Source organism: Paenibacillus sp. P3E, assembly GCF_001909045.1.
GTDB classification, from domain to species: domain Bacteria; phylum Bacillota; class Bacilli; order Paenibacillales; family Paenibacillaceae; genus Paenibacillus_AQ; species Paenibacillus_AQ helianthi.
Map to the genome: position 1 here is coordinate 1 of NZ_LVWH01000228.1, position 23,208 is coordinate 23,208.

Consider the following 23,208-nt stretch of genomic DNA (forward strand, 5'->3'; position numbering starts at 1 on the left):
ACGTCGATGAGTCTTGCAGGTCATTTCCCTTTGTGTGTTTTCCTGTAAGATATACGATTTCGTATAGGTTTCCCCGTTTTTACGGCGGGTCACCCAGCATCGCCGCCACCTCTGGTTCACTGCATTCCGGGCTGGACTTTGCCTGCAGGCCCTTCGGATTCTTCCTTACGGAAGACACCCTGCCCTTCCGGCAACCTTCGGTTGCCGGAAGTCTGCTTCGGCTACGGCACTTTAAAGGGTAAAGTCACCGGGTGGATTTGAACCACCTAGATAGTGCGACTGTGAGGCGCACGCAAAAAAGCGGCACCGCTGTGCCGCTCCTTGCATATATAGCCCATTTTTTGCAGAAAATTTACTTACCAGTGTTTTCCTCGGCAATATGCTTCACGAATTGAAGGATCTTATCCTTAGGCTTATCTCCGCCCAACACTCCAATATCTATCGACTGGGTGTTATGGTTGATTGGCAGAGAAGACACGAATTTCGAGTCTGTAATATCTACAGCGTAAAGCTCGTTCACGGTACTCTCCCCTAATTTCCCCCATTTCAGACGGGGATCATCCTTGGCGATCTTGCCATCCCCCAGAATCGGCTCCAGATTCTGAAAGCCATCCTGGCCGCCGATCCATTTGAGTGTAGCTTCATCCAGAATCAGAATATCCGGTGAGTTGGCTGCCAGCTCGACTACAGCCTTTTGCATATAGTTCATATCCAGTGTATCAGAACCTTCGCCGGTCTTGGGAAGGTATACAATGCTGGTGTCCACCCGTTTCCATTCAGGATACTCATTAACAATCGCCTGGTTCAGAGCGTCCATCTTGCCGTCCTTGTCCTTCACACCAAAATTGCCGATGAACATAATTTTCGCATCAACCGGCGGCAGGGAGGCCAGATATTTTCTGTGCTGCCAGTTGTTATACAGCGCATTACCAGCGAAGACAAGTACGATTACCGCGATAATAGAAATAATGACATGTGTTTTATAGAGCCGCATAAAGCGTTCCCATTTCCGCGCTCCACCGGCAAGACTGCCGTATTTAGCCAGCCGCTGATCTTCAGCCTCCTGAATTTCCTGCTGGTCTCTGGAATCCAGTATAAATTTGATGGCTTGAAAATCCTCTTCATACGCTGCGATTTCCGCTTCATTGGTCAATGAGCGCCGCCGTCTAAGCAGCAGATCGAACCTTTTGTCCAATTCCTCTCTGGTTACGGTCTCAGGCAACCCTAACCTTTCATAGGCTTGTTTCAGTTTCTCGTTCACAATCAAGTCTCCTTTGGGTTGATGCCGGTCCTGCATTTCGCCGCTGCCGGAACAGTCTGGAATCGTTGTGGCTTCTACTTCTCTATTTTATCAGACATGCACCTACTTTCTCCAGTCGACTCCATGATAATGAACTCCCGTTCTGTTTCTCCGTTCTTGTTCAGGAAAGATGTAGTACGCACAAAGCCTGCTTGAGTATAGAGTGTGAACGCTCTTTGATTAAAAGCAGCAACAGTTAATCTAAAGCCCGAGGGTGCATACGTCGCCTGACCAAATGCCAAACCCGCTTGCACAAAGCCGAGCCCCTTCCCCTTTCCTGTCAGATCCGGCCTCATCCCCAGCCCGATATCCAATACATCGTCGCCTATGTACAAACCCTGCAGCCTGCCCCCTGGAACCTGAGCATTTTGTCCATAACAAAAGAATCCAACCAGCTCACCCTCAGTGGAAAGCACCGAGAAATACGTTCCGTCCAACATTTCTTGTATGTCTTCGGGATCATCTGTCATATTATAGATAGAATATGGCGGTTCATAGTCCCAATTCACAATTTTCCGGGCCTGCTGTTCATCCATTGCTGCGATGCAGTAATCATTTGCCATGCCTCTGTTCAAGCTCCTTACCTCCACGTTAATGTTTATGCCCCTCTACATTCTATCCCAATCGAAAAGAGGCTTCCCCATGCTAACAGCTATTTTTATCCTTTTTTACCTCTATGCTCTGCTTCATCTGGTCACAGGGTTCGTTCAGCTTAAGTCTAAGCGAATTCCCGTCAAAAATGCAGTTTTTTTTATCACTGGCGGATTAGTCATTTTGTTAACTCCAAGCCATCAGGCCATCAGACTAGCTCCAACTCTATATTTACAAAAAAACCTTCCTGTGCGCTGCTCCGGAGGAACAGGCACAGGAAGGGAATCTGCGAATCCGGGAATCGTATCATACAATGAAACTACACTCGATGATTAAGAAGTATAAGTCCGTCCAAGCCCAAGTTCCGTTAACAACTGACGGTAAGCAATTGAGGTTCGGTCCGCCGGAATATGTGCTTCTGCCTGCAGATCAAGCGGCAGATCCTCCGGAGTCTGCGACTCCACCATTTCTGCGTCTTCTGCGAAGACCTGCAGGTTGAAGTTGATCGTATCCTGTACCGGTGCGCTCTTATCGAAGTTTCTGGAGATCGGACAGAAGAGCCGGGTATATCGCGCAGATACCGGGGAAGCACAGTTTAGAATTTTGAGTCTGCCTTCTTCCGGAAAATAGACGGTAAGCGAAGCCGCAAACGGCGGGAACACACGGAATTCGCGCAGCCACATGAAGCCTTCCGGTGCCGGGTTCTCCTGGCCTTTCCCGTAATTGCTGACCGTACTCCAGTATTCTGCAACCAGTTCGCTGCCTTCGCGTCTAACCTTGTATTGGGGAACCTCAGTGTTGTTGCGGTCACCGAAGGTTGCCGTATGCACATAAGCGAAATGTGAGACATCGAGGAATCCTTCCATCTGGCGGCCGGACGAACCGGCAATATCGAAGCTCGGCGGCAAAATATTCATATAGTCCGGATCCTCCCACCCGGGGAAGGCTGGAATTTGCTCAGGAGATGAGCCTAGGCAGGTCCAGATCAAGCCGTAGCGTTCAATGGCCGGATACACAATCAGCTTCAGCTTGGGTGAGATTTTGGAGCTGGGATGAGCCGGAACGGCGGTACATTTCCCTTCACAGTTATAGCGGAACCCGTGGTACGGGCACACAATTTCGCCATTCTCTACCCAGCCCTTGCTGAGAGGTGCTCCCCGATGGAAACATAGATCACGCGCGATGACCACTTTACCCTCACTTCGGTAGCATACCAGCTTCATATCCAGCAGCTTCACTGCGAGCGGTTTGTTCTGTACCTCATCTGCTATGGCGACCGGGTACCAATATTCAGCTAAGACCCGCCAGTCCTCAGGGGAGAATGTGCAGTCACGGGGAAGCTCGAGTTCATGCACCAGTTTCTTGTTTTCCTCAATCATGTTCGTTCCACCTCTCCACTCCCGATAAACTCCGTTAAGGTAATTTATTATATGTTAGATTATATAACTTATTGTGTATATTTTAATCTTGTTCCCCTAAAAAAATCAATCTAAAATCGTCTGTTTTTGGATTCCTGACTAAAAACACGATTCAAATGTTATGCATAATGACATAAAACATAACATAATAGTTTTTGCACCTGCCACTCCTGCAGGCCGTGAAACCCAAAAAAATCCTGCCAGTAATACATTCTCACGTGGAGAATCCATTACTGACAGGATTATTCCTGACTTCATATCCAACAGTCAAAAGGGATCAACTGCTCTTAATCACACCTTTTTTAAGAATAACATTACCGTAAAGCGCCTCTTCACCGGTGATTACAATAGCATAAGCACTTTGTGAGCGGGTATAGAAAGCAAAGCGTTCTTCATGGGAGATCTGCGCATCCTCATCAAAACCAGAAATGATTTCCTTATACGTATCCCAGATTACAGGGACTGTAGGATCTCCTGGAACGACACTCATGAGCGCAGCCTGATGATCCGCATAATGATCCAGCGGGAGCAGCTCCAGAACCGCAGCCAGCAGCTCAGGAATGCCTAAGCCGTCACAGCGGATCACCCGGGAATGCAGCGCATGGCCGGGAAAGTTGGCATCTGCGAGCACCAGCTCATCGCCATGGCCCATCTCCATCATGATTTTCACGAGTTCGGGGGAGAGCAGCTTGGGGATTTTCTTCAGCATGTTCAGATCCCCTCCTTACATTCCATAGAAAGACCGCAGCGCCACCAGCTCTTCAATCCGGTTCGGCGGCAGCTCACGTTCCCCGTTAATCATGCGGGTTAAAAAGGTCAGCTTGGCGGTGTATTCCAGCCGCTCCATGTTCATATACGCACCCATTACATCCTTGCCCCAGGACAGAGCGCCATGGCTTTCCAGCAGCACGGCTGTTTTCTTGCCCAGGAACGGCATGATGGAATCAGGAACCTCCTCCGTAGAAGGTGTGCCGTATTTAGCCAGAGGAATATCACCCATAGCGATAACGGATTCCGGCATCATCATTTTGTCGAGTGCTTCCCCTTTAATGGCAAAAGCAGTGCCAAACGGCGGGTGCGCATGCACTACCCCGTTCATCTCGGGAAGCTCCCGGTATATCCGCAGATGCATTTTGACTTCTGTGGAAGGTCTGTAGCCTTCGTGTGCTTCCAGAATCTCTCCTTCGAGATTGACTTTGACCAGCATATGCGGCTCCAGATAGCCTTTGCTGACCCCAGTTGGTGTAGCTAACACTTCACCTCCGCTCAAACGGGCAGAGATGTTGCCATCATTCGCGGCTATAAAATCCTTATTGAACAGGTTCCTTCCGATATCGCAAATCTGCAGTCGCAGTTTCTTTTCCAGCTCATCCATGGTTTATTCTCCTCTATTATCATTTATTGGCCGATAGACCGTCAGGGTCTCGGAAGCTGCTACAATCTCTGCGGCCTGGCTGAAATCCAGTTCGCCCAGGGCTGCCAGCTGCACCAGCAGATTGCCGAGCGCACTGGCTTCGATGGGACCGGCTATAATTTCTCTTCCGGAAGCGTCCGCCGTCAACTGGCAGAGGAGCTTGTTCTGAATCCCCCCTCCGACCATATGAACTTTACGAACCTTTTCACCAGTAATTTCTTCCAGCTCCCGGATCGCAGCCGCATAGGACTTGGCGAGGCTCTCCAGAATCGTGCGGACCATCGCCCCTTTGGTCTCTGGGACCCGTTGACCGGTACTCCGGCAGTATTCAGCGATACGTCCCGGCATGTCTCCAGGCGTACTAAAGACCGGATCATTCGGTTGGATAAAAGATTGTGCTGCCCCCTCGTTCCCGGCAAGTGTGGAAAGCTCCCCGAAGCTCAGCACTTCACCCGCTTCCGCCCAGGTCCTGCGCGTTTCTTGGAGCAGCCACAGGCCGGTAATGTTCTTAAGCAGCCGGTTCCCGCTGCCATAACAGCCTTCATTCGTGAAGCCATATTTATAGCTTGCCGGGGTTAGCACGGGAGCCTTCGTTTCCATGCCAACGAGTGACCAGGTACCGCAGCTGATAAACGCCGCCCCATCCTTCTCCGCATATGGAATGGAGGCTACGGCGGATGCCGTATCATGAGAGGCACCGGCAATAACGCGGATGGGTCCGCAGCCCAGCTCAGCGCAGAGCTCCGGCAGCAGCCTGCCGATGGCCGTTCCGGCCTGAACACGAAGCGGAATCAGACCCGCCGGAATTCCCAGCCTGCCGAGAACCACAGATGAAGGGTCGCCAGTACCGGCGTCCAGCAGCCCGCTCGTACTCAGAATGGTTTTCTCTGCAGAAACAGTCCCGGACAGCAGGTACAGGAACAAGTCAGGCATCATGAGAATATGGTCAGCACGCTCCTGAAGCAGCGGGTTCTCCTGCAAATCCGCAAACAGCTGATAAAGAGTATTGATCGGGTCCGGCTGATTGCCGGTAAGCCTGAACTGCTCCTCAGGCGGCAGCAGCTCCTCCAGGCGATTACGGTATTTCCCCATCCGCTGATCCCGGTAATGATACGGAGAATCAAGCAGCTTCCCGGCATGATCCAAGTAGCCGTAATCTACTCCCCAGGTATCCACACTGAGGCTTGTTATTTCTCCGTGAGCCTGGCACGCCAGCTTGATTCCCTGCTTGATCTCCTGAAGCAGAGCCGGGACATTCCAGTATAAATGTCCGCTGTCCTGCACCGGTGTGTTGGCAAACCGGTGAACCTCCTCTGTCACAATGCTGCTTCCGTTATAAGTACCGAGGATCACTCTTCCCGAGCTTGCCCCGAGATCCACTGCCAGCAGTTTTATCCGCTTGCCCATTCCATTCACCTGCCCGCTTCCAGAAGTTAATATAGGGGTCCAAAGTTGCGGCAGGCCCGGTAGTCCGCAGCCTCGAGACTCTCCGTCCCGAACAGTGACCAGACACGCGGCCGAAAAATCCGCGACGCCTCCACATTATGCATACTGACCGGAATGCGCAGCATGGATGCCAGTGTAATCAGATCTGCACCAATATGACCGTAGCTGATTGCTCCGTGATTGGCTCCCCAATTATTCATCACGTCATACACCGAGCTGAAAGAGCCGATTCCGGTGAGAATAGGGGCGAACCAGGTGGTCGGCCAGGTAGGATCTGTACGTTCATCCAGCGTGCGGTGCACCTCTTCAGGCAGCTCCGCAGTATAACCTTCCACCAGTTGCAGGACAGGCCCCAGTCCTTTGACCAGATTAAGCCTCGCCATTGTTACAGGCATTCCGCCCTTGGTCAGATAATCGGTAGAGAAGCCGCCCCCGCGGAAATATTCCTGTGAAGCCGCCCGGAACTCCGTTGCCTTCAGAGTAGCTTCCACTTCCTCATCTGTGATCTCCCAGAATGGTTTGATTACCGGCTTGCCATCTCTCGTCTGTTCACCAGCACCGTCCAGTGCAGCAGATCCGGAATTGATCAGATGGAGCAGGCCGCCAGCTGCCTGGTCTTGCAGCTCGTATCCGGTGACACGCTTCACGGCTGCCGGACTCCAGTAGGTGCGGACATCGGCGAAGATCTGCGCCGTATTCGTCAACAAGTAATTGAACAGCATGGTCACGCCGTTCAGGCTGTCATTCTCCGTAGCCAGAATATAAGGAGCGCGCTTGCCGTTCCAGTCGAAGGAGGAATTCAGGATCGTCTCCATGAAATCACCATTCGGGAAGTGGTCCGTCCATTGACGCTGCCCCTGGAAGCCGGCGGCAAGCGCGTTGTGGCCTTGAGCCTCTTCTTCAAATCCAAGCTCTGCAAGCAGCGGATTCCCGACCATCAGATCACGGCCGATAAGTGCCATCTTGACGCAGGTTTCCCACTGGGCTTCCTTCTCTTCGCTGCTAAGCTGGAGATGTCCAGGGTTATTATCAGGGCCGATCCGGCAATTCTCCTTCGTCCATTTCAGCGCTCGGGCAAATTCCTCCTGATCGTAAATACCTTCCTCGAAACGGCGGACGAACTCGGACATATCGATATATTCATTGCGCATGCCCAGGTACTCCTGAAAGAACTGGTCATTCACAATCGAACCGGCGATGCCCATCGATACCGATCCCATCGACAGGTAGGAGGTACCCTTCATCAGAGCAACGGCAAGTGCCGATTTGGCGAACCGCAGCAGCTTGGTCTGGACATCAGCCGGGATATCCTCGCTTCCTGAATCCTGCACATCCTCCCCATAGATCCCAAAAGCCGGAATGCCTTTCTGGGCATACGCTGACAGCACAGCAGCAAGATAGACCGCGCCGGGTCTCTCCGTACCATTGAATCCCCAGACCGCATTCGGAATCGCCGCATCCATATCCATCGTTTCCGAGCCATAACACCAGCAGGGTGTTACTGTAATGGATACCCCTACATTCGCGCCTGAGAATTTGGCCTGAGCGGCTGCAGCTTCCTTCACTCCGCCAATCGTGGAATCCGCAATTACACATTCCACAGGTGAGCCGTCAGGGTAATGCAGGTTTTCCTTCAAAAAGGCAGCGACCCGCTCCGCCATACCCATCGTCTGGACTTCCAGTGACTCACGCACACCGCGGCGTCTCCCGTCAATCGTCGGGCGGATTCCGATTTTGGGATAATGAGTTGTCATGCCATATAACCTCCTCCGAATGATAAGAACAATAAAAGCGTTTGCATATGCTCTATCATAAAATCATAAACCAGGTATGTCAACATAAATCCACACATTTATAGTGAGTTTATGTGGTTTTAATAATATAAATGTGGAGTCTTATGTGGATTTTCCTTTTATTTATCCCTCGGATTATAGTAAAATAGAAATAAAGATCAATCATGCTAGGAGGTCCGCCTTAGTGAGAGCATTTGAACGCCGTGAACTCATTATCAATAAGCTCTACCGTAACAAAAAAGTCCATGTCGCTGATTTGGCGCAGGACTTCAATGTCTCCGAAGAGACGATCCGCAGAGATTTGGAGAAGCTGGACAAGGAAGGCATCGCTAAGAAAAGCTATGGCGGCGCCATCCTGAATGTTCACACCAACGAGGACCCTTCCTATTCCCATAGACATGCGGTCAACCTCGAGGCTAAGCGGGTCATTGCCGCGAACGTCCTGGAGCTTATTAATGATGGTGACAGCCTGATGACCGACACCAGCTCAACCGCTTTTGAAGCACTGAAGAAAATTACCGAAGTCAAAAAAAACCTGACGATCATCACCAATTCACTGGTCGTCCTGTCCGAGTTCCAGCATTCCGGGCACAAGCTGATCTCCACAGGCGGCGTGCTGGGAGCTGAAACCAACTCCTTTGTCGGTCCGAGCGCCTCCCACACCATCCAAAGATATAATGTGGACGTCGCATTGTTCAGCTGCAAGGCACTTTCAATGACAGGCGGACTCAGCGATTCCAACGAAGCCGAAAGCGAACTCAAGATTCTTATGCGCCAGCAGGCCAGCAAAGCGGTACTTCTCGCAGACTACTCCAAATTCGACCGGATTGCTTTTATCCGATTGTTCGGCTTTGACGAGATAGATTTTATCGTTACAGACGAGAAGCCCTCGGAGGAATGGAGCATGTTTCTGAACAAATACCAGGTCTCACTTCTCCACAGTCCCGCAGAATAATCCGGCTACAGTGCGAAAGTGGTACGAAGCTCCTTTTCACATAAGTTTCTTGTCCTTTCCATTCCTTTGCTTCACATGATGACCTATAATTAAGGGAAAGATGATCTTTGAGGTGTGCGATGAACGAAGACAGAAAAGGCAAATATGATAACATTGATGAGCTGATGGCTGTATTTCAGCAGTTCTCCAAAATCAACTGGCAGAAGAACAACCCCACCCTGCTGAAGCCCAGTGAAATTCGTGTGCTGGTTACGATCAAATTAGGAACCGAGAAATCCGGCAAGCCAGTGCTTACGATCTCTGATATCAGCAAAATGCATAAGGTCACCTCCCCCACTATTACCCAAATGGTGAACAGTCTGCTGGCACAGGGTTATGTGGTCCGCACCAGCGATGCCCTGGATAAAAGGGTCAGCGGGATTGCATTGACTGACAAAGGCGAACGCTGTGCCGACGCCGCTGTTGACAGAATCCGCGACACGTTCAAGGGGATGATTGACTATCTCGGCAAGGAACGGAGCGAAACGCTTATCGAGCTTTTGAATGGGGTCTATCACTATTTCGAAGAAATCAACGGGCAGCTTGAGGACTGATAACCTATATTTTTAGCACAAAAAAACAGCAAGTACAGGGCAAGCCCTATACTTACTGTTCCGGGTTACTGCTGATCCGGCCGGTCTGGAAGCTGCATCAGATAGCTGTTCGACATGTTCAGCAGCCGCTCCGCAGCTTCGAACTGCGCTTCTGTGGAGCCGCCTTGGGTCACCGAATTATCATTTAGACTGTAGTTGCTTCCATCCTCGTAATCATTCCCCGTCAGATAGATGCTCGTGTTATTCACGAAGGAACCTGTAGGCAGGAAATGCCGGAACGGGATCAGGTTGGACGTGGAGTTCAGCAGATCCTCACCGAAATGCAGCTGGTTCTGCAGCGGCACTCCCAGCAAATTGGACACTGTTGGCAGGATGTCAATCTGTCCGCCTGTCCGGTCAATGACCGGAGGCAGTGAGCCGCTTGGCGAGTGAACGATGAATGGAATATTGAACATATCCGTATAACCGTATTCATGTCCGATCATTTCTTTCAACAGATCCTTCTCATCATTGCCAAGCGTATACATCGGCACGCCCTGGTGATCCCCATAGAATACAATCAGGCTGTCATCCCACAGTCCGCTGGTCTTTAGTTCCTCCAGAAATTGCCCCATCGCATAGTCCGCATAATTCTGAGCCTGAATATAGTCACCCAACAGCGTCCCTTGATAACGTTCCGGCAGCTTCATCTTGAACTTTTCCTCAGGAAGCCGGAAAGGATGATGTGCACTCATGGATATGACCATCGCATAGAACGGCTGATCCTTGGCATCAAGTACGGCCAGCTCGGGTACTGTTTTGGCGAAAAGCACCTCATCCGAAGAACCGAATGCGATATGGTCATCATCCCCAAAGAATGACTGGTCATAATATTTATCAAAGCCTATCGCTTTGTACAAGTCTTTGCGGTTCCAGAATTCCACACTATTCGTATGGAACGTAGCAGTATAATATCCGTTCGCACTTAGCAGCTTTGGCAGGCTGGGCACGGATTTTTTCATATAGGGCGATGATGTTGCAGGTTCGTTCTTCGGCACATAAAATGAGGAGTTCACCACGAACTCGGCATCCGAAGTGGTACCCTGGCCCGCATTGGTGTAGAAATTGTTGAAATACGTATTGCTATGTGCCAGCTTGTTGATATTCGGCGTAATCTCCTGTCCGTCAATGGTCAGTCCGATCAGAAAGTTCTGGAACGATTCCATCTGGACTACGATCAGATTTTTGCCCTTATCGGCTCCCAGGTACTTCGGTGACTGCGGTGTTTCAGTACCCTTAATGGTATCCACCGCCTGCTGGGTAATCTCCTTGCTGTCAATAAGCGTTTCCTTCTCTGTGCTGTCCGCAAACAGCGTATACACCTCATAATTCAGGATTCCCATGCTTTCCGCTTTTTTGATCTCGTTCATGCTTGCGTGGTTGGGCCAGATATTGAAGAAGCACAAAGCGATCGAAACGGCGGTCGCACCAAGCAGAACAGGACGGTTGATCCGGTATGTGCCTCTTTCCTTCCACTTGGCAATATATTTGGGACGGAACATAAAGAGCAGGAAGAAGACAATGTCCACAAAGATAAACAGATAATACGGGGTGATCAGAGAATACGTGCTCTCTCCGACCTTTGTAACCTTATCCGCTTGCTGCAGCGCATGGTAGGTGGCGATCACGCCATAATACTTGTAATACATCAGGACGGAAAAATAAATCACCGTAATGAACAGATTGGCTATCATATAATACAAGATCTTCCGTTTGGAAGACAGCCATTCAATTAGACTGAACACAATAATAAAAAAAGGAATTTCGGTAATGACCATACTCCAGTTCGGACCGTCGCTGAACACGACAAACCAGGCCACGGCACTTTTGAGCAGAAGCACGAAGCTGAACAAGAGAATCGGCCGATTTAAAATGCTATTCAATGATTTCTTCATGAAACAATTCGTTTCCTTTCACAAAAAATTAATCCCCTTTGATGCGGTAGTGGATAACCCTCTTCTGCAATCTGCCGATAACAACCGCGTCCATGAAGCCTACAAAGATTCGGTTGAAAGCACCGTAACGATAACCTCCGTCCCTTCCCCCCTGATGGCTCACCGACACCTCAATCACGGAAAAGCCGTTCATCTTCGCGAGCGTCGGCAAATACCGGTGCATCCCGCTGTATAAATGGAAGCTCTCCGCCACTTCACGTCTCATCAGCTTCATGGGGCACTGCGCATCATACAGGCTATCACCGGTGAGAAAATTCCTTATCCCGTTGATGAGTCTTAGCAGCGTCCTTCGGAGCAGCGGGCCTTTACGGTCCATCCGCTTGCCATTCACGAAATCCACCCGTTCAATGAAGGGCATCAGCCTGAAAATGTCCCTGGGATCAGTCTGCATATCCGCATCAAGCAGAGCGATAAGCTCTCCGCCGGAGGCTTTCATTCCCGCCCAGATCGCTGCCGTCTGGCCGCAATTTTTCTCGAAATGGATGACCTTCACCGCTGAATCGGACCGGGCGATCTCATCCAGAATGCCAACACTGCGGTCCCTGCTGCCGTCGTTGACGAACACAATCTCATAGCTTTCTGTCCGGCTCTCCATTGCATTCTTGATGCTGTCATAGAGCTGACGGATACTGTTCTCTTTATTATATAGTGCTGCGACTACAGATAGTCTGATCAAACCGAACCACCCCGGTACATGGATCTCTCATTTTTCTAACCACATGGACTTCTCCGACAACTGTATCAATACCACTACTGCATTAAATCACAAAGTACTTAGGTTATCAACCTATTTTTGTGTGGGATATACGTCCTGGGTTAATCCAAGTTTTTTCACCAGCGGCTTGATCGACAGTCCTTGGACCAGTAATGAGAACAGCACAACACTGAACGTCAGTACTAATATATCCTGCCTTCCTTCAAAGGACATAGGCAGACTCAGGGCAAGTGCAATGGACAAGCTACCCTTCAAGCCGCCCCAATTCAACACACTTTTCCAGGAACCCGGGAAGTTTCTAAGAGCAGCAAGGCTTGTGTAGAGCGCTATCGTTCTACCCAGCAGTACGATCACAATCGCAGCGAGAATAAGCCCCCACTTATCGGAGAAGTTAATATTCTTAATTTCCAGGCCAATCATCAGGAAGATCAGGGAATTCGCTACGAGGGTGATCACATCCCAAAAGGAATTAATGTTCGTCTTCGTAGTCTCTGACATGCCGACCCGTGCTCCATAATTGCCAAAGATCAGCCCGCTTACCGCTACAGCAATAACACCCGAGACCTCAAAATGCTCTGAAATGAAATAGCTCCCAAAGAACAGCAGCATGGAAAAGCCAATCTCCAGCGGAAAGTCATCATACAGGCGGATCAGCTGGGAAAATATATAGCCCATAATGGCACCGACCAGAATGCCCCCCAGGGCAAACTTCAGAAAGAGCAATATTCCGCTGCCGATTCCCGCCCAGCCCATCTCCATGTAAGACAGCAGGTATACGGATGAAATCTGGAACAGCACAACCGCAATACCGTCGTTAAACAGCGATTCCCCTTCGATGATGGTCACAATATTCTTGGGGACGCCCAGTGATTTGAAAATCGAAATCACGCTGATGGGATCCGTTGCGCTCATCAACGCTGCAAAGGTAAAGGACACGATCAGCGGAAGTCCCAAGCCCCAATATACCGACAAGCCAATAATGAGAAAAGACAACAAGGTTCCGCCAAAAGCCAAAGCCAGCACCGGCTTACGCTGTTCCATCAGATGGGAAAAAGGCAGCTTGAGGGTTGCGTCTCCCAGGAGAATAGGAAGGAATAATGAGATAATAATCGCCTGAAACACGTGAGATTGTGTAATAAAAACTTCTGCATCCTCCAGTACAGGGACACGAACCAACCCCAGAAAAAGTCCTACCATGACCAGTGCAATAGAGTATGGTTGATTGACCTTTTTTGCAACCGCAATAACGCCGATGGATATAGCAAGCAGGATCAGGACCTGGATAAATGTTTCATCGAAGTGATTCATACGGCACCCCATTTTACAATTTTCGAACCCACACCAAGTTTCTTAGATTATACTTCAGTACATCTATCGGATACACTTATTCATTCTTAGAACCGGACTGATTCGTCCCGTTCTTCTCCAATACCGGCTTCAGGTCATCCTGCACGCTTCCCTTCCATAAAGGCACACCGGAGCGGTAAGCCGCCCGGCCATTCAGATGACCGGCAACCGGGGAGGTGATGAAGACAAACACAATCGCCAGCAGCAGCTTAATACTGACTATATTTATATAGAAGAAAAAAAATAGAAAGGCTCCTGTCAGCACACACAATACGCCCAGCGTAGCACTTTTGGTCGCGGCATGGGACCGTAAGTAGACATCCGGCAGCCGGACCAGCCCAAACGCGCCAAGCCCGCAAAACACTGCACCCATTAGCACCAAAACCCCAATCAGCAGCTCACCGATCAAGCTCATCACCCCCCTGCTCAATAACCGCATCTCTTTCAATATATCTTGCTAATGCGGTTGTTCCGATAAAGGTCAGAATCCCAATCACAAGGACAATTTCAATATAATCCTCAGTCTTCTGCTGTATGCTCAGCACCGCAATCACCGCCAGCAGATGAATACCGATGGTATCAAGGGCAGCAATCCGGTCTGACCGGGTCGGTCCCTGAACCAACCGGTACAGGCAGGCCAGCATGGCTAATGCCAGAATAATCAGCGCAAGTTGAAGCAGGACAGAAATCATAGCCGGGTCACCTCCATAATTGCTTTTTCAAAGGTTCCCTGGATCTGGCGGGAGAGCTGGCCGGCATCTTCAATATCCATGGCATGAATATAGAGGATCCGGCCGCTGCCCGAGACTTCCAGTGTAAGCGTCCCTGGTGTCAGACAAATGAGGCAGGACAGCAGCGTAACCTCAAAGTCAGAGCTCAGTGCGGTTTCATAAGCGAAGATTCCCGGACGGACTGTCAGTCTGGGCCGGAGAATTTGCCGGATAACCGCGAAGCTGGATAACACCAGTTCCCGCAGGAACAGCGCCAGCAGCTTCATAATGGACCACACGCGTTTCAAATAGAGCGGTTTGGGCAGGAAATTGTGCAATACCATCAGAAGTCCGCACCCCAGCAGATAGCCAATGACAAAACTTGAGCCTGAGCCGTCACCGATCAGCATCATCCACAGAAACGCAGTCATCAGGTTTAATAAGATTTGAACAGCCATCTTCATCTACTCCTTCAATACAGCTTCAATATAGAGCCAGGGGGAACCAAGCACTTCCCCTGCCTGAGATACATACGTATTCACCCATTCCGCTCCAAGGCCCATAACGATGACCAGAACGAAGAGTCCGGCTGCTACCGCCGTTCCGCCTTTTAGATTTACTTTGGGCAGTTCCCTGTCCGGTGGATTACCCCAGAAGGCCAGCCTGAATACTTTGATCAGTGAGTACAGCACAAGCAGACTGGAGCCTAGCCCGATAAGAGATAACGTCAGCATACCCGAATCCAGTCCTCCCCGGATGATCAGCACTTTGCCGGGAAAGCCGCTGAAGGGCGGGATGCCGGCAAGCGTTAGTGCCAGCGCGAAAAAACTCCAGCCCAGCAAAGGATAACGTTTGATCAGCCCCCCCATGCTGGATAACCGATCCGTGCCCGCAGCGGCAATGATCAACCCTCCCAGAATGAACATGAGACCCTTGCCCAGCATATCATGCAGCAGATAATAGACCGTTCCATCGAGCGCATCCGGTGTTCCCGCGGATAAGCCGAAGGCAATAAAACCCACACTGATAATGACGTTATAATTCAGGATGCGGGGGATATCATTATAGGCGACAGCACCCATTGCGCCCAGAATCATGGTAGCTGCCGCCATCCAGGCGATCCAGCCGTTCGTAAAATGAGGATCACTAGTAAAAATAAGCGTAAACGTCCGAATAATCGCGTACAGCCCCACTTTGGTCAAAAGTGCTCCGAATAAGGCACGGACCGCGGAAGACGGCGCACTGTAAGCGCCGGGGAGCCAGAAAAAAAGGAACAGCCCGGCCTTCAGAGCGAAAACGGTCAGGAACAGCACAGCGATCACATTCAGAACACCGCTTTGTCCGGTCTCAGCTATGCGCTGGGACAACTGGGCCATGTTCAGTGTACCCACTGCCGCATACTGATAGGCGACAGCCGCTACAAAGAGGGTTGAAGAGACAATGTTGACCAAGAGATATTTTGCGGTTTCCCGAAGCTGATGTTTCGTTCCGCCCAGGGAGATCATCGCGTAAGACGAGATCAGCATGACTTCAAAAAAGACGAACAAATTGAAGATGTCACCTGTCAGGAATGAACCGTATACACCTACGAGCAGAAAATGGAAGAATGAATAGTAATAGAACCTTTCCCGCTCCGGACCAATGCTGGTGAAGGAATAGAGCAGAATCCCCAGACTCACGGCTGAAGCCGTGAGTACTAACAGCGCTGCAAACATATCTCCCACCAGGACAATGCCATAAGGCGGAGCCCAGCCGCCCATATGTAAAGTCTGTATCCCCTTCTCGTGGATACGGGAAACCAGTACACAGGATAGAACGAGATTCAGAATGCCGCTGAATATGCTTATGAACCGCTGCAGCAGCACCTGTTCTTTCAGAAACATCAGAATAACAGCGGTGCACAAGGGAATAAGAATCGGCAGAACCAAGAGATTATTCATTGTTCCTCCTCCCGGACAGAATCCATGTCATCCGTCCCGTGTGCCTGATAAGCACGGTAGGCAAGCACAAAGAAGAAGGCTGTTACACCGAAGCTGATCACGATGGATGTCAGAATCAGCGCCTGCGGCAATGGATCTGCATAGGCTTCCGCCTCGTTACCTAGTAAGGGTGCTGCCCCTTTTTTTAGTCCGGCCAAAGTCAGAAGAAGCAGATGGACGCCATGAGTAAGCAAGGAAGTACCGAGTACAATCCGCAGCAGGGTTTTGGATAAAATCAAATACACACCGACCGTAAATAAAATACCAACCGCTACAGCCATCATCCATTCCATTTCACTCATCCCCTCCTATGGTAAAGATAATGTTCATCGTCACGCCGACGACCGCCAGATAGACTCCGAGATCGAACAGAACGGCTGTCGCAAGCTCTGTATCCCCTAGCAGCGGCAGATCAAAATGGCCAAAGGAATGGCTCAGGAATGGCGCTCCAAAAGCAAAGGAACCAGCCGCTGTTAGTATAGCAATCAGCAGCCCCACCGCTGTGAGAATACGGTAATTGACCGGAAGAAATTTGCGGACGGGTTCAATTCCCAGTGAAATCGCCATCAGAATCATGCCGGCAGACGTCATCAGAGCACCAATGAAGCCGCCGCCCGGATGATTATGTCCGGCAAAGAATAAATACAGCGAGAAGGTAAGAATGATTAACACTATTCCCTTGGACATCGTACGCAGAATCACATCATTGCTGCGGAACGGAAACCAATAGGCTGCCGGTTTGGTTTTCTTCGCCTGCATTATAGCCCCTGGCTCCATTCTCAGATTAACCAGTCCATAAATTCCAAGGGACGCCACGCCAAGAACCATAATTTCGAACAAGGTATCGAAACCTCTGAAATCTACCAGGATAACATTCACTACATTTTTGCCGCCGGCCAGGGAATAGCTTTCGTTCAGGAAAAATTCCGAGATCGGAGCAAATGGGCTGCTGCCCATCGCCGCCAGTGCTACCAGTGTCATCGTCAGTCCGACACCTGCAGCGAGGATAAGATTCAGCCATTTGAAGGAAGCTTTCTCCTTCTCCTGCTTCAGCTTCGGCAAATATTTGAAACACAGCAGGAACAGGATCACCGACACCGTCTCCACAATCATTTGTGTCAAGGCAAGATCTGGAGCACGGAAGATCACAAACAGCAAGGTTACCATGTAGCCCACTGCACCTGTGAATAGAATGGCATTGACTCTCGACTTGGCAAAGGGGACAGCGATGGCGGCAACCAACATGACCGCAACTACTGCCACTTCGTATATGGAGATTGGAGCGTAATCCTTCATTCCCAGGGTGATCCCCTGTGCTCCTAGCAGTGTACTCCCGAGAGCAATAATGAAAAACCCGAAGATATACAGCAGATAATTCCGGTTGCTACCAGTCATATACAGATTGGTGATGCGGGCTGACCCGCCTTCTAAGGCGCGAAGTCCAAGATCATACATGCGGTTAAGCGAATCCCTTCCACTCCACTCACGATCCAGTATCCGCAATCTTCCATAGCCTCTATACAACAGCATACCGGCAGCGATCACACCCAGAGTCATGAAGATTTCCGGTGTCCAGCCATGCCAGAAATGAATCGGGACATGGAGACTCATCTCCGGCGGCAACAGCCCGTATTGAATCGAAGCTACTGCCGGTTCAATTAAGGATGAGCTCAGCAGGTCCGGGAAGAAGGCAAAGAAGACAGCCAGGGAAACAAGCAGTACCGGGGAGAACAATAGCCCCGGCGGAGCTTCATGCGGCACTTTATCCAGCTTCTCGGGCTGCAGCTTGCCGGTGAACGTTTTGAAGACCAGAATCATGCTGTACACAAAGGTAAATACGCTCGCTATCCAGGCAATGACGGGAAAAAGCACAAGCCAGGACTGTGTACTCCAAATATCCAGCTCACGAATATCCATCACGGCGGTGAAGAACATTTCCTTGCTCAGGAAGCCGCTGAACGGCGGAAGCCCGGCCATGGAAAAGGCTCCAATGAGCGCCACGGAAAAGGTGACCGGCATGAGGGACATTAAGCCTCCCAGCTTGCGCAGATCCCTTGTATTCGTCTCATGGTCTACAATCCCAACCACCATAAACAGGGTTCCCTTGAACACGGCATGGTTGATCAGATGAAAGACAGCTGCCGCTGTGGCCATCGAATAGAATACTGACTCCTCTGTACCGGAGAAAAAGGCTGCGGCAGAGCCCAGTCCCAGCAAGCACATGATCAAACCCAGCTGACTGACGGTAGAAAAGGCAAGCATGGCCTTCAGATCCGTTTGCTTGATAGCTTTGAACGAGCCATACAAGAGAGTAACGAGTCCGACCAGTGAGACCAACCAGAACCACTCCAGGTTTCCGGCAAATACAGGAGTAAGCCGTGCAACCAGATACAGGCCGGCTTTGACCATCGTTGCCGAATGGAGATATGCACTGACCGGAGTCGGCGCCTCCATCGCATCAGGAAGCCAGATGTGAAACGGAAATTGCGCCGATTTGGTAAAGGCCCCTAAAAGGATCAACAGCATGGCCGGAAGGAACATCGGCTCCGCAGACAACTGGCCGGCTTGCACGGTAATCTCACGGATGCTGTAAGTTCCGCTCATCACATAGAGCAGGTTGAATCCGGCAAACATCGCCAGTCCGCCGAACACGGTGATCAGCATCGATTTGAGTGCTCCATAGCGGGATCTTTCCCGGCGGTGCCAGAAGGCAATCAGCAGAAACGAAGTAATACTGGTCAGCTCCCAGAACCCGTAGAGCACCATCAGGTTGTCAGACAACACTACACCAAGCATCGCTCCCATGAACATAAGCAGATACATATAGAAGTTACGGATAGATTCCATCCGCTTATCGAGATAATAGATGGAATATAGAACTACGAGAGCCCCCATCCCTGTGATCAACAGGGCGAATACCAGACTCAGTCCATCCAGCACCAGGGTAATATCCATTCCCAGTGAAGGTATCCAGGATACCGTGGCAACCGTATTTTCTCCAGCTTGAATGCCGGATACCTTCATCAGAAAGTACACAAAAAGAGCTGCTGGAACTGGCAGTACCGCCCACCCTGTATGAAGACGCGGAATACGTTTAACGAGCGGGATCAGAACAGCCAGCAGAAATGGAATCAAGATTACAGCATGCAGCACAGCTAAGCACTCCCCCTCTTCACTTAAGTAATCTATTTGCCCGGCTTTACCCAGACACCTTGCACAATCCGCAAATACTGCGCTTCACCCGTCTCCCACCCGGAGAGATATTGCTCCTTCTCCTGGTTGTACTCATTATCCTTTGACGAATCTACGGTGAGCACACATAAAGGAGCGCTGAGCAACTTAGATAACTGGCTTCCTCTTTGAATCAGCCGCTGTCCGTGCGGGCCATAGTGGACACATACCATAATGCTTTCGCTGCTCGGTCTAAGGGTCATCCCTCTTCCTCCTGGCTTATATTTCCATAAAAAAACGCAAAAAGAGCCCGCTGTTGGCAGGCTCCTCCGGGTACATCTGTATACAATTACACTGATTATATAGGTTACAAGGATGATTGTAAAGGAACAGCGGGTCAGCTACCAACTTTGAGATCAGGAATCGCTGTCTATCCACGCCTATATATAATATCCCCTTTCCCCGGATAATTATGATCTATTATAGAGTTACTCAGAGATTAGAACAGAGTAGTTACCGTTTCCTCCACCTGAACCAGAATTTCATCCAGAGCAGCCTGGCCGACTGAAGGAATGCTTCCAAACAGCAGGTGCTCTACCATTTCGATGCCTGTAAACTCGAAAATCCCGGTATCGGATGTGATTTTGAGTCCCGCTGTCATTCCGATTGAGTCATAGATTTCTTTTGGCGTGCCGTGTGTATTGATAATGAACCCTTTCTTGCCCGTCAGCAGCTTATCTATACCAGTTGCCCCATAGGCATATGCGAATCCGTAGGAAAATACCCGGTCCACGTAACCTTTGAGCATGGCGGGCAGCCCGGTCCACCAGATCGGGTAGATAAAGGTCACGACATCCGCCTCAGCAATAAACTTCTGTTCGGTAAGAATGTCAACAGGAGTGTTCCCGCTGCGTATCGCTGCAGTATCCTCAGGCTTCAGCACGGGCTGAAAGTCAAGAGCGTACAAATCGCGCACAACAACTTCATGTCCCTTTTTCTTCAGTGCCTGGACAGTGGTTTCCAGAATTGCATGGTTAAAGCTCTCAGCACTAGGATGGGCATAGACAACTAGATGTTTCATTTTGATTACCTCCGGTTTATGGTTGGGTAGAACTGGTCTATCCTTATTTTGCATAGATATCTATATACTTATACAAAAAAATTTAGAATCGTCTATAGATATGCTCCAAAAGACATTCGAGATCCTCCTGCTGGGCAGGATTCAGACCTCCATACAGTGCCTCATTCAGCGTATCGGATATTTCCCGGAATGCTTGCTGCAGTGAAATACCTTTATCTGTAAGTTTAACAAAAGTTATTCGGCTATCCTCCCCGCTCTTGACTCTGCAGACATATTCCAGCCGCTCCAGCTTGTTCACCAGAACTGTTACTGTGGGCTGTGTGAGATGAACCTTAAGCGCAAGCTCCTTAATGGAGAGGCCGTCCTGCTGGTACAGATGCACCAGAACATCTCCGTGGGAGGGGACGATATCTTCGATGCCGCGCTTCTCAAGCTCTGAGGCGATCAGCTTGTGGGCCTCGGAGCGGATCTTGCTGATAAGTGACAGTGCATTATAGTTAGGCATGGCCCTATTATACATAGATATCTATATGTTTTCAACTAAAAAATAAGCCGAAGAACTTCCCGTCTTCCTCAGCGGGGGAGTCCTTCAGCTTACTTTCACATTAAATTCGGCGATTAAATATTTTTGACCACTTCATAAGCATCCCAGACCGCATACATTATATTCTGCACCTGCTTGGCATCTCCCAGCAGATACGTTTCCGGAAGCTCTTGACTCAGCTCGTCATACAATTTCTTCTGTGGGGCATAGCCTACGGCCAGAATCGCTGAATCCGCAGCCACTACTCTTTCCTCGCCTGCTTTATTTCTCAGTACAAAGCCCCCGGCATCCGCGCCGGCTACCACGGTATCTGTAAGCAATTCGATGTCTTTATAAGCCACCAGATCGCGAAGCATATCTTCATTGGCATGGCATAGCGGGCCGCCAATGGTCAGAATGTCATCCTGCATTTCTACGAGAGTGACTTTCTTTCCTTGCTCTTCGAGCCATAATGCCGTTTCGCAGCCAACCAGTCCACCGCCGATGATGATCGTGGAATCTCCCGCATCCTTTTGACCCAGCAGAACCTCTTCCGCAGTATACACGTTGGAGGAATCTCCGATGGTGAAGCTTTTGGGCGTTGAGCCTGTGGCAAAGATCACAGCATCCGCTCCGCTGGCTACGATGATGTCCGAAGTAACCTCACTGTTCAGACGAAGGTCAATACCCAGCGCTTTCAGTTCAACTCCATACCAGTCGGCCAGCAAATGGTCATCTTCCTTGAACCCGGGTACTCCGCCGGGGATCAGATTACCTCCCAGACGATTACTCTTCTCATGCAAAGTGACCTGATGCCCGCGAATAGCTGCCACACGCGCTGCTTCGCAGCCCGCCGGACCCCCACCGATGATGAGCACACGCTTCGGCTGCTCAGCCTTACCGATGGCATAATCCTTCTCGCGTCCGCAGGCCGGATTGACGGCACAGGAGATCGCAGCATAGGAAGCGAGCCGGCCCATGCAGCCCTCCTGGCAGGACAGACACGGACGAATCCGCTCGATTTGACCCGCCCAGATCTTGTTTGGAATATCGGCATCCGCCAGCAGTGGACGGCCCAGTGCGATCATATCGGTTGCTCCGTCACGAATGGCATCGCTGGCCCGGTCCGGATCATCCAGTCTTCCGGCGGTGATCACAGGAACCTTAAGAATGCTTTTTAGAATTTTATTGTATGGCAGATAGAGTCCCTTCTCCTGATACATAGGCGGATGCGCCCAATACCAGGAATCATAGGAGCCCACATCCCCGTTAAATGCATCGTATCCGGCTTCTTCCAGGATCAGTGCCGCTTCAATCCCTTCTTCAATATCCCGGCCCTGTTCCGTGAATTCCTCGCCGGGAAGCCCGCCCTGACGCCAGTCCTTAATGAAGCTCTTAATGCTGTAGCGCAGCGAGACCGGATAATCCTGACCGCATTCCGCTTTGATCGCCTGGACAACTTGGGTGGCGAACCGCAGACGGTTCCGGAGGCTTCCCCCATATTCATCCGTCCGCTGATTGAAGAAGGAAATAGCAAATTGGTCGAGCAGATACCCTTCATGCACCGCATGTATCTCTATTCCGTCGAACCCGGCTTTTTTGGCAATCGCAGCAGATTCGGCAAATTTTCTTACATAGGTATGGATTTCCTCAATCGTGAGCTCACGGCAGGTTACATCCGGCAGCCAACGGTGAGGAATCGGCGAAGGAGCTACAGCAGTCTTGCCTACAATCGAAGGAATGCTTACACGCCCGAAGCCTGCGGACAGCTGCAGAAAGATTTTTGCCCCGTAGGCATGAATCCGTTCGGTCATCATCTTGCCGGTTTTGATGAAATGGTACGGGTTGAGCGTTGGACAAGGCATGGACGGCAATGCGCATTTCTCAATCTCATTCTCGACCATCGTAACACCTGTCATCAGCAGGCCGGTGCCGCCTTTGGCACGTTCCACATAATATTCCACGCCGCGCTCATTGAATGTTCCATCCGCGTTGCAGAGTCCGCCGGGTCCCATCGGGGCCATCACGAATCTGTTTTTCAACTCCAGCTTGCCGATTTTGAACGGTTCAAATAAAATTCTGTGGCTGTCCTTCACTGTAAGTCCTCCCAGAAATCATATCAGGTTATTTTCGGTGAATGCATTCACTGAATATATTCATTATAGGACTATAACATAC

Annotated in this window: 23 protein-coding genes; 3 read left to right on the forward strand and 20 right to left on the reverse strand. The window is 50.3% G+C overall.

The genetic code is table 11. The features are described from left to right. Positions 1 to 352 precede the first annotated feature (352 nt). Complete coding sequence (locus A3842_RS29500; protein WP_074085185.1) at positions 353 to 1,261, reverse strand: hypothetical protein; 909 nt, start codon at positions 1,259 to 1,261, stop codon at positions 353 to 355. 74 nt (positions 1,262 to 1,335) lie between these two features. After that, positions 1,336 to 1,863, reverse strand: a complete 528-nt coding sequence (locus A3842_RS29505) for a GNAT family N-acetyltransferase (RefSeq protein WP_083609789.1) — start codon at positions 1,861 to 1,863, stop codon at positions 1,336 to 1,338. A 79-nt stretch (positions 1,864 to 1,942) separates the two neighbouring features. Between A3842_RS29505 and A3842_RS29510 the strand changes: the two genes are divergently transcribed. Then, entirely contained in the window at positions 1,943 to 2,227 is a 285-nt protein-coding gene (locus A3842_RS29510) for a hypothetical protein (RefSeq protein ID WP_074103684.1), read from the forward strand. Here A3842_RS29510 and A3842_RS29515 read toward each other — a convergent pair. The 5 genes from A3842_RS29515 to A3842_RS29535 form a co-directional block, all read right to left on the reverse strand. Beyond that, the gene (locus tag A3842_RS29515) at positions 2,224 to 3,270 is read right to left on the reverse strand and encodes an aromatic ring-hydroxylating oxygenase subunit alpha (protein ID WP_074103685.1); all 1,047 of its coding nucleotides are present in this window, start codon (positions 3,268 to 3,270) and stop codon (positions 2,224 to 2,226) included. The two genes, A3842_RS29510 and A3842_RS29515, sit on opposite strands and share 4 nt — an antisense overlap. A 316-nt stretch (positions 3,271 to 3,586) precedes the next feature. Continuing rightward, on the reverse strand, positions 3,587 to 4,018 hold the full coding sequence (gene fucU / locus A3842_RS29520; RefSeq protein ID WP_074085182.1) for an L-fucose mutarotase: 432 nt from the start codon (positions 4,016 to 4,018) through the stop codon (positions 3,587 to 3,589). Positions 4,019 to 4,033: 15 nt separating this feature from the next. Beyond that, a complete protein-coding gene (locus A3842_RS29525; RefSeq protein ID WP_074103686.1) occupies positions 4,034 to 4,684 on the reverse strand; it encodes a class II aldolase/adducin family protein in 651 nt (216 codons plus the stop codon). 3 nt (positions 4,685 to 4,687) lie between these two features. Continuing rightward, positions 4,688 to 6,130: a rhamnulokinase gene (locus A3842_RS29530; RefSeq protein WP_074103687.1), complete on the reverse strand. Its 1,443-nt coding sequence runs from the start codon at positions 6,128 to 6,130 to the stop codon at positions 4,688 to 4,690. Positions 6,131 to 6,156: 26 nt separating this feature from the next. Beyond that, on the reverse strand, positions 6,157 to 7,923 hold the full coding sequence (locus A3842_RS29535) for an L-fucose isomerase (RefSeq protein ID WP_074103688.1): 1,767 nt from the start codon (positions 7,921 to 7,923) through the stop codon (positions 6,157 to 6,159). Between the two features lie 223 nt (positions 7,924 to 8,146). Here A3842_RS29535 and A3842_RS29540 point away from each other — a divergent pair, with 223 nt between their 5' ends. Next, the gene (locus tag A3842_RS29540; RefSeq protein ID WP_074103689.1) at positions 8,147 to 8,917 is read left to right on the forward strand and encodes a DeoR/GlpR family DNA-binding transcription regulator; all 771 of its coding nucleotides are present in this window, start codon (positions 8,147 to 8,149) and stop codon (positions 8,915 to 8,917) included. Positions 8,918 to 9,036: 119 nt separating this feature from the next. Next, positions 9,037 to 9,510, forward strand: a complete 474-nt coding sequence (locus tag A3842_RS29545; protein WP_074085177.1) for a MarR family winged helix-turn-helix transcriptional regulator — start codon at positions 9,037 to 9,039, stop codon at positions 9,508 to 9,510. Positions 9,511 to 9,575: 65 nt separating this feature from the next. Here the strand turns inward: A3842_RS29545 and A3842_RS29550 are convergent, their stop codons facing one another. The 13 genes from A3842_RS29550 to A3842_RS29610 form a co-directional block, all read right to left on the reverse strand. After that, the gene (locus A3842_RS29550; protein ID WP_074103690.1) at positions 9,576 to 11,444 is read right to left on the reverse strand and encodes an LTA synthase family protein; all 1,869 of its coding nucleotides are present in this window, start codon (positions 11,442 to 11,444) and stop codon (positions 9,576 to 9,578) included. Positions 11,445 to 11,472: 28 nt separating this feature from the next. Then, the gene (locus A3842_RS29555) at positions 11,473 to 12,180 is read right to left on the reverse strand and encodes a glycosyltransferase family 2 protein (RefSeq protein WP_074085175.1); all 708 of its coding nucleotides are present in this window, start codon (positions 12,178 to 12,180) and stop codon (positions 11,473 to 11,475) included. 111 nt (positions 12,181 to 12,291) lie between these two features. Next, complete coding sequence (locus A3842_RS29560) at positions 12,292 to 13,527, reverse strand: cation:proton antiporter (protein WP_074103691.1); 1,236 nt, start codon at positions 13,525 to 13,527, stop codon at positions 12,292 to 12,294. A gap of 76 nt (positions 13,528 to 13,603) precedes the next feature. Next, entirely contained in the window at positions 13,604 to 13,981 is a 378-nt protein-coding gene (mnhG, locus tag A3842_RS29565; protein ID WP_074085173.1) for a monovalent cation/H(+) antiporter subunit G, read from the reverse strand. Continuing rightward, positions 13,965 to 14,258: a Na(+)/H(+) antiporter subunit F1 gene (locus tag A3842_RS29570; protein ID WP_074085172.1), complete on the reverse strand. Its 294-nt coding sequence runs from the start codon at positions 14,256 to 14,258 to the stop codon at positions 13,965 to 13,967. The genes mnhG and A3842_RS29570 overlap by 17 nt, the downstream gene beginning before the upstream one ends. Then, positions 14,255 to 14,734 carry a Na+/H+ antiporter subunit E gene (locus A3842_RS29575; RefSeq protein ID WP_074085171.1) on the reverse strand — a complete coding sequence of 160 codons (480 nt, stop codon included), beginning with the start codon at positions 14,732 to 14,734 and terminating at the stop codon, positions 14,255 to 14,257. Before A3842_RS29575 ends, A3842_RS29570 begins: the two co-directional genes overlap by 4 nt. Before the next feature lie 6 nt (positions 14,735 to 14,740). Further along, positions 14,741 to 16,216 carry a Na+/H+ antiporter subunit D gene (locus A3842_RS29580; RefSeq protein ID WP_074103692.1) on the reverse strand — a complete coding sequence of 492 codons (1,476 nt, stop codon included), beginning with the start codon at positions 16,214 to 16,216 and terminating at the stop codon, positions 14,741 to 14,743. Next, entirely contained in the window at positions 16,213 to 16,548 is a 336-nt protein-coding gene (locus A3842_RS29585; RefSeq protein WP_074103693.1) for a Na(+)/H(+) antiporter subunit C, read from the reverse strand. The genes A3842_RS29580 and A3842_RS29585 overlap by 4 nt, the downstream gene beginning before the upstream one ends. Before the next feature lies 1 nt (position 16,549). Then, positions 16,550 to 19,408: a Na+/H+ antiporter subunit A gene (locus A3842_RS29590; protein ID WP_083609788.1), complete on the reverse strand. Its 2,859-nt coding sequence runs from the start codon at positions 19,406 to 19,408 to the stop codon at positions 16,550 to 16,552. Positions 19,409 to 19,440: 32 nt separating this feature from the next. Then, positions 19,441 to 19,689, reverse strand: a complete 249-nt coding sequence (locus A3842_RS29595; protein WP_074103695.1) for an adenine nucleotide alpha hydrolase family protein — start codon at positions 19,687 to 19,689, stop codon at positions 19,441 to 19,443. Positions 19,690 to 19,925: 236 nt separating this feature from the next. Beyond that, entirely contained in the window at positions 19,926 to 20,507 is a 582-nt protein-coding gene (locus A3842_RS29600) for an NAD(P)H-dependent oxidoreductase (protein WP_074103696.1), read from the reverse strand. 82 nt (positions 20,508 to 20,589) lie between these two features. After that, positions 20,590 to 21,012: a MarR family winged helix-turn-helix transcriptional regulator gene (locus A3842_RS29605; protein ID WP_074085165.1), complete on the reverse strand. Its 423-nt coding sequence runs from the start codon at positions 21,010 to 21,012 to the stop codon at positions 20,590 to 20,592. 113 nt (positions 21,013 to 21,125) lie between these two features. Beyond that, on the reverse strand, positions 21,126 to 23,126 hold the full coding sequence (locus A3842_RS29610; RefSeq protein WP_074103697.1) for an oxidoreductase: 2,001 nt from the start codon (positions 23,124 to 23,126) through the stop codon (positions 21,126 to 21,128). Positions 23,127 to 23,208: the final 82 nt, after the last annotated feature.